Raw genomic sequence first — 12607 nt, 5'->3', positions numbered from 1 at the left:
TTGAATTATTAGAATATTATTCAATAAAAATTTCTCTATTCTGAACGATTGAATATAACAGAAGCGCAACTTGTTCCACCAAAAAAACAATTCAACTACTCAACGTAGCTGAACTGTTTTTCAAGATATTATTTATGCTGTTGTTTTAGCCATCCTATTGCTACATTTGCATGTAGAGCAGCACCATATTTAAAAATCTCTTCATTTTGGCGCATGCGCGGATTATGCACTGGAGCCTCGCCTTCTTTGCCAGTTCCTAACACAACAAATGCAGAAGGTACTTCCTGTGAAATGTAAGAAAAGTCTTCCGAACCCCCGAGGTATCCGTTATCCACCACATTTTCATCTCCTACTACATGTTGTAAAAATGGGGTAATGGCATCAATAAATTGTGGATTATTATAAGTTGTTGGTGTATGGAATTCGATTGTATGATACTCTCCACGCCATGCTTTTACCGTATGGTCAATCATCTCCGGAATGCGTTTACATAAGTGGTCACGTGTTTGTTGGTCATAGCTACGCATATTGCCTTGTAACACTGCTTTGTCAGGAATAATATTGGTCGCCGTACCGCCACTCATAGCACCTACCGAAAAGGTGACACTATGGTTTGGATCTGCTTCTCGTGTTATTAATAGGTTTAAACTAGTATATAACTGATTCATAATCATATTCGCATCAATTGTTTTATGTGGCTGCGAGCTATGGCCACCATTACCTTGAATTGTAACGATATACGTATCCATCGCTTGCGTTAATGTCCCTTTATGGACAGATAATGTGCCCGCTTGTTGATCGGGCATAATATGAATCCCAAAAGCAGCATCCACCTTTGGATTTTCTAGTAAACCATCATCAATCATTAGTTTAGAACCATAACCCCACTCTTCACCAGGTTGAAACAATAATTTAACCGTACCCTGTAACTCTGCTTCCCTGTCCTTTAAAATTTGTGCAGCGCCTAAAAGCATTGCCACATGGGAGTCATGACCACAAGCATGCATCACACCTGGATTTTTTGAAGTAAATTCACAGTCTACTTGTTCTTCAATGGGTAGTGCATCCATATCAGCGCGCAAAAGTATACAAGGGCTTCCTTGCCCAATTGTCGCAACTACGCCTGTACAATAATCTTGCGAACCAAATCCTGCTACTGCATATTTTTCTTTTATCTCAGGGGGGACTACTCCACATTGCTTATGGGCTATCCCCATTTCATCAAGACGTTGTTGAATATATTTTTGTGTGTTCGGTAGTTCAAAGCCAATTTCCGGATATTGATGTAAATAGCGCCGATCTTGAATAATTTGTTCTTCATATTTCTTAGCATGTTGTAAAATATTCATCATGTTGCAATCCCCTTTATTTTTTAGAATGAATTAATCTATTATAATGGTCCTAGATCCATATATTGAGCAATTAATATTAAGACAAATGCCGCGAAGTGTAGTAAAAGGAATAGTTTCACTGAAAATTTCACCCAAGCGGAATAACTAACATTTGACATACCAAGCGCTGCCATTAGCCCTCCTGATGTCGGCCATAAATAGTTCGTGAAGCCATCACCAAATTGGTAGACGACAACCATTACTTGCTGATTAATGCCTAATATTTTCCCTAAAGGTCCCATAATCGGCATTAAAATAATAACCTTTCCACTTCCTGAAACAACGAAGAAGTTAAAGAAAATCACCACGATGAAAAGGACTAATAAAGTAATAATAGTTCCTGTATTACTTAATAGATTCGATAATGAATGGACTGCTGTATCAATTATTTGCGCCTGCGTCATTAAAATCATCACCGAACGTGCAAACCCAATGGCTAGACCTGTAGGCAATAATCTCGCCGCTCCAATACCAAATGTTTCAGCAGCCTCGCTTGGTTTAAGTTTTAAAATTAGGACTAGTACGATCGCATAAATCGCATAGACAGCCGATAGTTCAGGCATGCCCCATCCTAGTTTAATCGCACCGAAAGCACTACCAACTAATACAAAAACTAAACCTACTAATGCCAACTTTCTAGACCGTGTAAATTCTTCTTCTTCATATTCTGCTGTTTTTGAATTCTCCAGCTCTTCCAAATACTCTGTAGCCACAATACTTTTACTCGGATCTTCCTTTGTTTTATTTGCATAGCGAAGAATGTAAATGATTGAAATAATGACAAAGACCATTAAGGCAACGATACGGAATGCTAAACCCGAATAAATTGGCAATCCAACAATTGATTGACTAACACCCGTCGTATAAAAGTTAACCACTCCTGATGTAAAACCAATGGCTAAGCCCACAGTTGGAATGGCAAAAGCCGTGATGCGGTCATACCCCAAGCCCATCACAACAGCCATCGCAAGTGGAATAAATGGAATGCCTCCTTCTCCGAAGCCAATTGTTCCCAATACGGAAAACAAGATGAGTAAAGTAATAATAATTAGTTTTTCTTTTCCTGCTGCAATGCTTAATAATTTATGGATACCGGCTGCAATCGCACCAGACTTTTCAAGAATAAATAGGGCGCCACTTGCAAACAGCAACATGACAATGATATCTGCTGATTGCACTACCCCGTTATGTAAAGCTGTGAAAAAATCCATAAACCCTATTGGTTTTGCTTGTTCCACATACGTAAATTTTTCTGTATTAAGTTCGGTAATACCCGTATCTGGATTGACAATTCGCTCATACTCCCCACTTGGAACAATCCAAGACAATATTACAACGAGCAACATGACGAGCATGAACATAATGTAAACATGTGGAAAGTTAATTCCCTTTTGTTTGTCCTTTAATGACATGTGAAATCCTCCAAATCCCTCTTGTTATTAGCAAAATTAGTATTTAATTAATGCTTTAAAAAGCTCCACACCCGATTCAATTAATTCATCACGGAAATCATATTCATGTGTATGGACATGTGGGTAATCTTCACCATTCCCTATGAAACAATAGGCTCCTTTTGTTAACTTCGTAAAGTGTCCAAAATCTTCAGACCCTCGAAAAGCTTCGCTCAATTCAACGAATGCGATACCTTCCGATTTTGCAGCACAACGAATCTTATCTACACTTTCTTTGTGATTGACCGTTTCCGGGAATTCATCATTGTAGTGAAAACTTACCTGTAAGCCGTATTGTTGCGCTTGAACTTTGGCAAAATGTTCAAGGTTTTCTTGAAGCGTATTGAGTTCCTCTTCATATAGGGCACGTATCGTTAAACGTAGATCCCCTTTCGAAGCTGCGATACCAAAAGCATTTTCTCCAACATCAATATGTACAACTGTACAAAGGACAAGCCCATTATGGCGTTCTGGAGCTGTAAAATCAGGAATTGCTTGGACAATGTTCGCAATCGCAAATGCTGGATTAATGCCCTTTTCCGGCTGACTGGCATGGGTAGGTGAACCTTCCATATGGATGGTCATACCCTTAGAAGCACATAAGGCTGTACCATCAATAATTCCGACGGTTTTATAAGCGAGCCCACTCATATTATGGTAGGCGAAAATTTCATCAATATTATGTGCTTTAATAAAATCGACACATTGAATGGCTCCATCGCCCGTTTCTTCCGCAGGCTGAAAGAGGAAAAAGATATTTTTATCAGCGCCCATTTGATCGACTTCCAGTGCCAAACCCGCTAAAGTCGCTGCATGACCGTCATGTCCACATTTATGTGCTTTACCTGGAAATTGAGAAGCCCAAGGAAGATCAATTACTTCATCCATCGGAAGTGCATCAAAATCTGCACGGAACGCGATATTTTGCGTAGCTGATTGGGCATAGTAAATGGCATAAAACCAGTTTCCTTTATCTACAATTTCTAGATTTGTATACGTTTTCAAAAAATTGATTAAATGTTGCTTTGTCCACACTTCCTCGTTCGAAAGTTCCGGATGTTGATGCAATTCGTGTCGCAATTGTTTTGCTAAATCGAAATTTAAACTTTTCACTGTGTAATTCCCTCCTAAAATAACCAGATTTTTTAATCCCTAACGCTTTCAATTTATACAAATTCGTATAATGTATATTGTATATTATATTTTATATTTTAATTTTTTCAACAAAAAAAATAATTCTGTCTTTTTAAAGACAGAATTATTTTTTGTGTATAAGCGAGCATTTTTCATCCTAAAGTGGGATAAGCTCTGCTTTATCAATATTCCAATGTACTTCTTTCATGTATCTCTCTAGTTCAGCTAGCTCACCTTTTTTAAATAATTCCATCATTTTTCGATGTTCATTATTAGTTTGAGACAATCTTTTCTTTGTCAGTTCTGCCTCACCAGAATGAGCGAAGTTTTTCAAAAACTTTTTTTGTAATTGTAAAAGAAGATTTACAAGACTTTTATTTGGGCAGACAGAAAGATAGACGCCATGAAAAGCTTCCTGCATTTTATGATACATCGAGAAATTACCAGTATTAATGGCTAAATCAATACTTTGAATATAAAACTCCATTTCATTCATATGTTTCTCTGTTAAAAAAGGGGCTGCTAATGAAGCAGCTAAACCATCTAATGCCCCAATAATAAAATACGTTTCTTTCGCTTCTTCTGTTGTTAGGTTTTTAATTACAAACCCTTTTCTTGGCACATTTTCTAATAACCCTTCAGAAGACAATTGTATTAATGCCTCTCTAACGGGTGTCCTGCTAACATTTAAGCTTTCACTAATCGCACTTTCATTGACCTTTTTTCCAGCAATCAGATTCCCGTTGTTGATTTGATCTACGATATAATTATAAACATGGTCTTTTAACGATAAATAATTATTCATAAAGTAACCTCTATTTAATAATATTTTTACAATCCTTTTTATCTACTATACACTATACACTTTTTTCAAGTATCTTAGCCATAGTCATGAAATGGATTTTTATTTGTTAAATCGCTTTCCCTCTTATGTTACTTTACAAATATATTAAAAAACCATTATACATTGCGATATTTCGCTAACATAATTTCATCATAGTATTTATCGAATTGAGGTAAACCCAACGCTTGTGCAACCTGAAGCTCAGCCTCTCTATCGTACTTTACCCTAATAAATTGAATAGCATTGTTTGCATAGGTTCCATCTAGTATTGCATAGGAAGCTGAAGTTAAATCCAGTGAATTGCCGACGCTCCCCACGTTACACAAAATACCATTTGTATATGTATGTAAAAAAGTTGTATGAATATCGCCGTAGAATACAATATCAGGAATTTTATTGTTATGGTTTGGATCGGTTATTGTACTATTGTCAAACATAGATAATCGCTTCTCAAGTGGATGACTATCCAAAATACGCTCAAATTCACTTCTTGGAGACGCATGGAAAAACCTTATCAATTGTCCATTTAATTCGAGATCAATGTGAAATGGTAACGATTTTAAATACTGATAATCTTTTATTGTTAATCTATTTTTGAACCACTGAATAAAATCATTGTCTGTAGGCGATTGAATAAATACGTCCCAATTGCCTCGCACAACTCGTTCGCAATTCTTTTGGATAAGTTCTATACATTCAGATCCACGCGGACCTTTGCCAATTAAATCACCTAAACAAAAAATTCTTTCAATTTTTCTTAAGCGAATATCTTTTAAAACTGCTTCCAATGCCGTTTTATTTCCATGGATATCCGAGATAATTGCAATTTTCGTCACAAAGCTTCCTCCTCTTATCCCACCTAATCAGGATTACCTATTACTGGAAAAACTAGCAAAATGTCTTCTACTTCCTTTACTAATCTTTGCAAATAGGATTGATCAGATTTAAATTCAAATTTTAACACCGCTCCGTTGCCTACTGGATAACATGTTTGACCTGACCACAATAGTTGTCCCATCTTGTTCATTTGACATTCAAGTTATATATAATCTTCCATATTTAATAGCATTGCTTTACCACTTAAATCACTACTTATCATAGTTAATTCAGCAAGAAAATCCCTTAATTCGTCTGTTCTTAAATCTGCAGTAAATTGAACTAAGTAACCTGGGATTTCTATTTTTATCGTTGATGTAATCCAATTGGCATCCCAATAATCTGTGCTATTAGGGTAACTTCTTATTAGTACTTCAATTTCTATTCGTTCATTTTTTTCCCCTAGTATATAAAATTTCATTTAAATCACCTCCTCAATCAAAATAAACCTTAAAGTGTCCCTTTAAATTTCTCGGGCTTTTTGACATAGCTTTCGATAATAAAACCGCAGTCTGTACAAAGAATATATTCAACTTCTGAGCCAAAGCTCATCTTGTTCACTGGGTGCATTAATGCATAACCACTATGTTTTCCCTTCCCTAATTCTAGTCCACCACATTTTGGACATTCCGTTATTGTCGGATATTGATTCACGCGAAAACCTCCTTATTTGATCTATGTAAAAGTTCAATAGATGCCATATTATTCATAGTTAAAAAATGTATGCTTATCCTTACTATATTTACGACCGAATAATTATTTCGTTTCATTTCAAAGTAATCGTTCACATTTACTAATAGTTTTTCAACAAACAATCTCTAAAAATATCTCCTTTTATCGTAATTCTACTATATTCATCTTAGTGCCAAACAACGCGAAGAACTTTTAACCAAAAGAAGTATTACAGATACATGTTTGTGTCCATTTTGTTAAAGATGTATTTTATATATTGCTTTAAAGATTGTTTAAGCATATAGTAAAGCACGAAAGGACGTGTTCAACATGTTAGATCAACATACAATTAACGTGATTAAATCCACAGTACCGGTTTTGGAGGTACACGGTGTAGCCATTACAAAAACTTTCTATCACAATTTATTTAAAGATAATCCATCACTATTAAATATTTTCAACCATACTAATCAAACAAAAGGTCGCCAACAGGGCGCTTTAGCAAATACAGTGTATGCCGCTGCACAACATATCGATAACTTAGAACCGATCGTACCAGTTGTCGTACAAATTGCACATAAACATGTAAGTCTTGGCGTCTTACCTGAGCATTATCCAATTGTCGGTCAATACTTGCTTGCAGCTATTAAAGAAGTTTTAGGTGATGCAGCAACTGATGAAATCATCGAAGCTTGGGGCAAAGCGTATGGTGTGATTGCAGATATCTTTATTTCAGTGGAAGAAGATTTATATAAAGCGGCAGAACAAAATAATGGCTGGCGCGCATTTAAACAATTCAAAATTACGCGCACTGTCAAAGAAAGCGATGATGTTACATCCTTTTACTTGCAACCAATAGACGGCTCAAAAGTACCTGCGTACAAACCGGGCCAATATGTTTCTATTCGTGTAACAATTCCAGGTGAAGATTATTTATTAAATCGTCAATATACATTATCCCAAGCAAGTAATGGGCAAGAATTCCGAATTTCTGTGAAACGAGAAAGTGCACACAGTCCAAAAGGGAAAGTTTCCAACTTCTTACATGATGCTGCACTTGGAACAATTATTGATGTTAGTGCACCAGCCGGTGTATTCACATATGAGCCAACAAGTGCTCCCGTACTATTCATTAGTGGTGGTATTGGTGTAACACCGTTAAATGCGATGTTACAAACGATTGAAAATAAAGAAAATGTTACGTTTCTCCAATGTGCACGGAATGAACAGGTCCTTGCTTTCCATGAAGATATTCAAAATAAAATGAATGCTTTAAATGGTCCTACTGGTTTAAGCAAGCTGTTCCGCGTATTCAAAAAAGACAGCAATGCCCATCATAAAGTGTTGTATTCTGATAATAAGGAGTACATTAATGCGAATGTGCTTCGACCTCTGTTAACACTAGATACGCAAGTATACATTTGTGGCCCAACTCCGTTTATGGAAGCAGCAGTAAATGCTTTACACGAATGCAATATCGCTGACAGTCAAATCCATTACGAATTTTTCGGTCCCGCACTACAATTAAATACAAAGTAACAATGGACTAGCCCTGTATGCGCAGGGCTAGTTTTTTCTATTGCTTAAGTCATAAGCTTAATTAGCGTTCCTCCATTACTATATGAATTGTATCCTTAATGTTATTTTGTTGACATAGAACTGTAATATTAGCATGTTAATATCATTATTGTACCAAGTAATACGTTTTAATGTTTTTAGGAGGATACATATCATGAAAAAGAATAAACGAAATAAGTGGGGGATGAAATTAGCAGTATTAGCTTTAGGCTCTTCTGTACTTTTTTCAACAATTGACACAGCATCTGCTGCAACATATACAGTGAAATCTGGGGATTCTCTATGGAAAATTGCCAGTCAAAACGGCATTTCTTATCAAACATTGATGAGATGGAATAACTTAACTTCTTCAAATATTCGTGTTGGACAAAAATTAACGCTGAATAGCACGCCTGCAAAAGTTCCAGCAACCCCGAGCGCACCGAAAAGCCTTGTTCAAGTTGCCAAACAGCAATTAGGTGTAAAGTATACATTTGGTGGTAGCAAACCGAGCACAGGATTTGATTGCTCAGGCTACATTACTTATGTTTATAATAATGCTGGTATTTCGACAAGCCGCAAATCAGCAGCAGGCTTTTATTATGCTGCAAAAAAAATAACATCACCACAAGTTGGGGATTTAGTATTTTTCGCCAATACTTATAAAGCAGGCATTTCACATGCAGGTATTTATATTGGCAATAACCAAATGATTAATGCTAGTAATGGCGGTGTTAGCATTGCCAACATTCACAGCTCCTACTGGAAGAAACATTTTGTAGGTTATGGACGCTTATCATGATTTATAAAACAGTTAGGCATGCCCTAACTGTTTATCTTTTTTTATAGCATTCAGGCTAATCACAAAATAAAATCGCCCTTTACAATCGTAATGGGCGATTTCTAGGTTTATCGGCATTCACAAATATGTTACGTGTGTGCTACTTTCTTGGCTTTTAATTTTGCTAAACGAAGCAAATAGATAATAAAAACAATCCCAAGTACAGCTGCTGCTGTAAAATAGACGGAAGCGTACCCTACTTGCACCGCGACCATACCTAAAATATAGGATCCAAGGGCAATACCAAGATCGAACATTGTAAAATATGTTGCGGTTGCATAGCCACTACGAGTATGAGCGGTTGATTGAACTGCTAGAGCTTGCAAGCTTGTCGTCACAGCACCGTAACCAAAGCCAATAAAAATGGCCGAAACTAAAAATAGTGCTGCTCCTGCAACATTAGCAAGGAGGATTAGTCCAATTGCGAAAGAAATAATACCGGGGATAATAACAAACTGCGGTCCTTTCGTATCATAAAGCTTGCCAGTATAAGGTCGTGTAATTAACATAGCGGCTGCAAATACAGCATAAAAAAGACTTGCCACAGCCATTAAATCTTTTTGCTGTGCGTATACTGACAAAAATGATAACACACTTGCATAAGAAAACGCGACCATACTTGCAATGGCAGCTACTGGCAATGCTTTCCGTTCAAATAAATCATCAAACTTAAATGTCAATTTCCCCGTATGTTCAGGCTTGGGTAAATCCTCTGTATCAACTGTTACAGCTAGTATACCCCCTACTAAAATACAGATACTCATAACGATAAACAAAACATTAAAACTACTATATTGAATTAGTAGTAAACCGATAAAAGGACCAATGACTACGGCTAAATTTGTGGACATTGTAAAATAGCCTAGCCCTGCTCCTTTACGGCTTGCCGGCACAATATCAGCCGCTAAAGAACCGGCTGCTGTCGTAATAATGCTAAAGAAAATCCCTTGCACAAAGCGCAAAGTTAATAAAAGGCCAAATGGATGAATAAATAAATATAAAATGGTACATAAAAAATAGCCTGCAATTGCGATAACTAATAGCTTTTTCTTACCGAACACGTCTAATAACTTACCAGAAAACGGGCGTACTATAATGGCAGATAACAAGAACCCCGATAGTAATAATCCCGCTTCTTTATCCGTTTGGTGCAGTTCACCAATCGCATATAAAGGTAAAGTTGTGACTAGACCATAAAAAACAAAAAATACCGCTATATTTGTTAAAAATAAACTAATGAACCGCTTCGTCCATATTTGTGTGTTTTCCTCTTGCTGCATATCAATCAACCTTTCATTTTTTGCAATAGATTTATAAATTGTGACTGTTCTTCTTCAGTCAGGGAACCAACCATTTCTGCTTCAAATGCTAATATCGTTTTTGTAATAATCGGTAAACGTTCTTCCGCCATGGCTGATAATGTCACAATTTTTTCGCGCTTATCTTCTCCTTCAACTCTTTCCACCCAGCCTAAATCTTCAAGCCGCGATATAGCTCTTGTTATACTTGGCGCCTCGACATTTAAATACTTCCAAATTTGTGTCAAAGTCATTGAACCGTGCTTATGTAAACAATATAAAATGGTCCATTGCGAACTATACAACTGATGTTGTTTTAAAACTTCGTTTAAACAATTCGTTAAATATCGACTTTTTTGAAATAATGCATGGAAAATTGGATTCATTGTATCTCCCCCTCATTTATTTACCTAGCTAAATAAATACTATACGCCTCATTTTTTATGTTGTAAAGGAAGATATTTATACTGGCGTTGCGCATGCATTTTATGGCGTTTTTCTTATGGTTTGTGGCGATTCTCACGAGTTTAGTGGCAATATGTCCTGTTTTACCCCTACTAGCAGGGAATTTATAGTAAATGTCGAATAAAGCTACTAGACTAAAAAAGGGAGATGGAAACATGGGGAAAAACATACTAATTATCGCAGGTGATGCAGTAGAAGCTTTAGAGATTTACTATCCATATTACCGCTGTTTAGAGGCGGGCTATCATGTCACTATTGCTGCTCCATCAGTAAAAAAGATGCAAACGGTTTGTCATGATTTTGTGGATGGTGTGGATACGTATATCGAGCGTCCAGCATATGGCATAGAAGCAAATGCAGCCTTCGCGGATATCGATCCAGCACAATTTGATGGTTTAATTATTCCTGGTGGGCGTGCCCCTGAATACATCCGATTAAACGAGCATGTTCCGGCGCTTGTAAGCCATTTCTTTGAAGCAAATAAACCAATCGCAGCTGTTTGCCATGCCGCACAAATTTTCGCGACAATACCGGCAGTCCTAAAAGGGCGCGAACTAACAGCTTATATCGCCTGCAAACCGGAAGTTCAAGTCGCAGGCGGTACGTATATTGACGCAAATCTGCACTCCGATGGTAACCTTGTCAGTGGTCATGCATGGCCAGATTTACCTGGATTAATGCGTGAGTTTATCAAAAAAATAGAAGCATAAGGAAGAAGAGGTTGGGACATAACTAAAAAAAATTAAGAAACAGACGAAATGTGTTCATAATTTTTTGCTATATGGGAACTTAGCTATTCTTGCTTTTGTAATTAAAAAAATTAGAAGTGTTCACTAGTTGTTGGTAGCGGAGGTGGTGACTCCGGCGGGAACAGTACACAATGTAAGACGCGGGCAGACCGCGCGTTAGCGAGGGTTGCGGCTTACGGTGCTGAGCGGAAAGCACCGCTGTAGCGGATAACAACGGCATAGCAAAAAAGTGTTAGATTGATTAGGTTCAATCTAACACTTTTTCTCATATGTCCCAGCCTCTATTTCGACGTTTCCTGAAGCTCGATATCAACTACTTGTTGTGTTTTGGTCGTATATTTTATTGTTACATAAACACCAAATTCTTTGTCACCCTCTTGTAACCACAGTTTAAATTTTTCAATCGTTGCACCTTCTTTTATTTCACTGCCTTCATGCAAATAATCAATAATTTTTGAATTAGGATAGGATGACTGTGTTTTTTCAATCGCAAGCTTGCCCCATTTTGCATAAGCAGGCGTTTGTTGTTGAGCATTGGCATCTGGCATTTGTTGTGGAAGCGCCAATACTGTCATCATAATCCCAAGTGCTGCAAGTATTTTTCGCATGTTGTAAGCCCCTTTCTTTTTTATAGAATGTGCAACATCCTAAAAATCATTATGCCTTAAGCAAAATAAAGAAAATCGAATCGTTTAGATGTATGTATTTGTTTAGCCTTGCTGAAACTAAAAAATGCTCCAAATAGTAACTTGGAGCATTCCACTTAAATTACTTAACGACTTTTTTTGCTTGGTTGCTGGGGATTATTATGAATAACTTGATTAAATTCGGCTGAATATTCTTCCCGATCATTTCTTTTATGTGTATCTTCTTTCTTTTTCTTTTTGAAACTTGTTTTACTTTTCTTTGCCATTGCTAACTCCCCCATTTTAGTTCTTTTTATTGGATTGTTGGTTTTTATCATGGTTCGTTTTATTGTTTTTGTTTTTCGCTTTAGCATCAAATTCTGCACTGAATTCTTCGTTTAAATTATCATTTGGGTTGTTATTGTTACTATTACTATCATCAAGGTCTTTACTTTTATACGTTCCAAAAGGATTATGTGTTCTTTTATTCATTGTTTTATTGTTATTTTTATTATTTCTATTTCCCACAGATTTTCACCTCCTCCTTGTAATGTGCGCACGCGTGAAGGTTTTATGCTATGGTGAAAACTTCAATGGAAAAATTCCAACTACTGTAAGACTTACCATACTGACAAATTGGAATAAACAATCTAGCAAACTTCATATATTATAAGAAGATATACTACATAATACTTTCACTGTA

The 12607-nt window shown here is 36.6% G+C and carries 14 protein-coding genes and 1 pseudogene; 3 read left to right on the top strand and 12 right to left on the bottom strand.

The window, feature by feature from the left end; translation table 11 throughout:
• Nucleotides 1–128: 128 nt before the first annotated feature.
• The 7 genes and pseudogenes from I5435_RS08630 to I5435_RS08600 form a co-directional block, all read right to left on the bottom strand.
• Complete coding sequence (locus tag I5435_RS08630) at nucleotides 129–1352, bottom strand: M20 metallopeptidase family protein (RefSeq protein ID WP_337983602.1); 1224 nt, start codon at nucleotides 1350–1352, stop codon at nucleotides 129–131.
• 38 nt (nucleotides 1353–1390) lie between these two features.
• Nucleotides 1391–2803 (bottom strand): YfcC family protein, encoded by a 1413-nt coding sequence (locus I5435_RS08625; RefSeq protein WP_337983601.1) that lies wholly within the window; start codon nucleotides 2801–2803, stop codon nucleotides 1391–1393.
• Between the two features lie 36 nt (nucleotides 2804–2839).
• Nucleotides 2840–3955 carry a M20 metallopeptidase family protein gene (locus I5435_RS08620; protein WP_108030501.1) on the bottom strand — a complete coding sequence of 372 codons (1116 nt, stop codon included), beginning with the start codon at nucleotides 3953–3955 and terminating at the stop codon, nucleotides 2840–2842.
• 178 nt (nucleotides 3956–4133) lie between these two features.
• Nucleotides 4134–4781: a GntR family transcriptional regulator gene (locus tag I5435_RS08615; protein ID WP_024363433.1), complete on the bottom strand. Its 648-nt coding sequence runs from the start codon at nucleotides 4779–4781 to the stop codon at nucleotides 4134–4136.
• Between the two features lie 155 nt (nucleotides 4782–4936).
• Nucleotides 4937–5656, bottom strand: coding sequence for a metallophosphoesterase family protein (locus I5435_RS08610; protein WP_337983600.1), 720 nt, complete (start codon nucleotides 5654–5656; stop codon nucleotides 4937–4939).
• Between the two features lie 23 nt (nucleotides 5657–5679).
• Nucleotides 5680–6117 (bottom strand): annotated as a pseudogene (locus I5435_RS23160) (WapI family immunity protein).
• Nucleotides 6118–6146: 29 nt separating this feature from the next.
• Nucleotides 6147–6350, bottom strand: a complete 204-nt coding sequence (locus tag I5435_RS08600; protein WP_024363430.1) for a hypothetical protein — start codon at nucleotides 6348–6350, stop codon at nucleotides 6147–6149.
• Nucleotides 6351–6698: 348 nt separating this feature from the next.
• Here I5435_RS08600 and hmpA point away from each other — a divergent pair, with 348 nt between their 5' ends.
• Nucleotides 6699–7907: an NO-inducible flavohemoprotein gene (gene hmpA, locus I5435_RS08595; RefSeq protein WP_337983598.1), complete on the top strand. Its 1209-nt coding sequence runs from the start codon at nucleotides 6699–6701 to the stop codon at nucleotides 7905–7907.
• 193 nt (nucleotides 7908–8100) lie between these two features.
• Nucleotides 8101–8727, top strand: coding sequence for a C40 family peptidase (locus I5435_RS08590; protein WP_337983597.1), 627 nt, complete (start codon nucleotides 8101–8103; stop codon nucleotides 8725–8727).
• 128 nt (nucleotides 8728–8855) lie between these two features.
• Here I5435_RS08590 and I5435_RS08585 read toward each other — a convergent pair whose 3' ends face one another.
• On the bottom strand, nucleotides 8856–10046 hold the full coding sequence (locus tag I5435_RS08585; protein WP_025219191.1) for an MFS transporter: 1191 nt from the start codon (nucleotides 10044–10046) through the stop codon (nucleotides 8856–8858).
• A 5-nt stretch (nucleotides 10047–10051) separates the two neighbouring features.
• Nucleotides 10052–10450 (bottom strand): MarR family winged helix-turn-helix transcriptional regulator, encoded by a 399-nt coding sequence (locus I5435_RS08580; RefSeq protein ID WP_024363426.1) that lies wholly within the window; start codon nucleotides 10448–10450, stop codon nucleotides 10052–10054.
• Between the two features lie 234 nt (nucleotides 10451–10684).
• Between I5435_RS08580 and I5435_RS08575 the strand changes: the two genes are divergently transcribed.
• Complete coding sequence (locus tag I5435_RS08575; protein ID WP_337983596.1) at nucleotides 10685–11239, top strand: DJ-1/PfpI family protein; 555 nt, start codon at nucleotides 10685–10687, stop codon at nucleotides 11237–11239.
• 320 nt (nucleotides 11240–11559) lie between these two features.
• On the opposite strand, the gene I5435_RS08570 is transcribed toward I5435_RS08575, so the two are convergent.
• The 3 genes from I5435_RS08570 to I5435_RS08560 form a co-directional block, all read right to left on the bottom strand.
• Nucleotides 11560–11886 carry a DUF3889 domain-containing protein gene (locus I5435_RS08570; RefSeq protein WP_107894102.1) on the bottom strand — a complete coding sequence of 109 codons (327 nt, stop codon included), beginning with the start codon at nucleotides 11884–11886 and terminating at the stop codon, nucleotides 11560–11562.
• A gap of 164 nt (nucleotides 11887–12050) precedes the next feature.
• Nucleotides 12051–12191: a hypothetical protein gene (locus I5435_RS08565; protein WP_162832722.1), complete on the bottom strand. Its 141-nt coding sequence runs from the start codon at nucleotides 12189–12191 to the stop codon at nucleotides 12051–12053.
• Between the two features lie 16 nt (nucleotides 12192–12207).
• A complete protein-coding gene (locus I5435_RS08560) occupies nucleotides 12208–12432 on the bottom strand; it encodes a hypothetical protein (RefSeq protein WP_024363423.1) in 225 nt (74 codons plus the stop codon).
• Nucleotides 12433–12607: the final 175 nt, after the last annotated feature.

The organism is Lysinibacillus sp. C5.1, assembly GCF_016350185.1.
GTDB lineage: Bacteria > Bacillota > Bacilli > Bacillales_A > Planococcaceae > Lysinibacillus > Lysinibacillus sphaericus.
This window is presented reverse-complemented; position numbering and strand designations above follow the sequence as displayed.

Excerpts from the sequence above, each read along its gene's own strand:
- I5435_RS08630 (WP_337983602.1), bottom strand. The coding sequence starts at position 1,352 with ATGATGAATATTTTACAACATGCTAAGAAATATGAAGAACAAATTATT.
- I5435_RS08625 (WP_337983601.1), bottom strand. The coding sequence starts at position 2,803 with ATGTCATTAAAGGACAAACAAAAGGGAATTAACTTTCCACATGTTTAC.
- I5435_RS08615 (WP_024363433.1), bottom strand. The coding sequence starts at position 4,781 with ATGAATAATTATTTATCGTTAAAAGACCATGTTTATAATTATATCGTA.
- hmpA (WP_337983598.1), top strand. The coding sequence starts at position 6,699 with ATGTTAGATCAACATACAATTAACGTGATTAAATCCACAGTACCGGTT.
- I5435_RS08590 (WP_337983597.1), top strand. The coding sequence starts at position 8,101 with ATGAAAAAGAATAAACGAAATAAGTGGGGGATGAAATTAGCAGTATTA.
- I5435_RS08585 (WP_025219191.1), bottom strand. The coding sequence starts at position 10,046 with ATGCAGCAAGAGGAAAACACACAAATATGGACGAAGCGGTTCATTAGT.
- I5435_RS08580 (WP_024363426.1), bottom strand. The coding sequence starts at position 10,450 with ATGAATCCAATTTTCCATGCATTATTTCAAAAAAGTCGATATTTAACG.
- I5435_RS08575 (WP_337983596.1), top strand. The coding sequence starts at position 10,685 with ATGGGGAAAAACATACTAATTATCGCAGGTGATGCAGTAGAAGCTTTA.
- I5435_RS08570 (WP_107894102.1), bottom strand. The coding sequence starts at position 11,886 with ATGCGAAAAATACTTGCAGCACTTGGGATTATGATGACAGTATTGGCG.
- I5435_RS08565 (WP_162832722.1), bottom strand. The coding sequence starts at position 12,191 with ATGGCAAAGAAAAGTAAAACAAGTTTCAAAAAGAAAAAGAAAGAAGAT.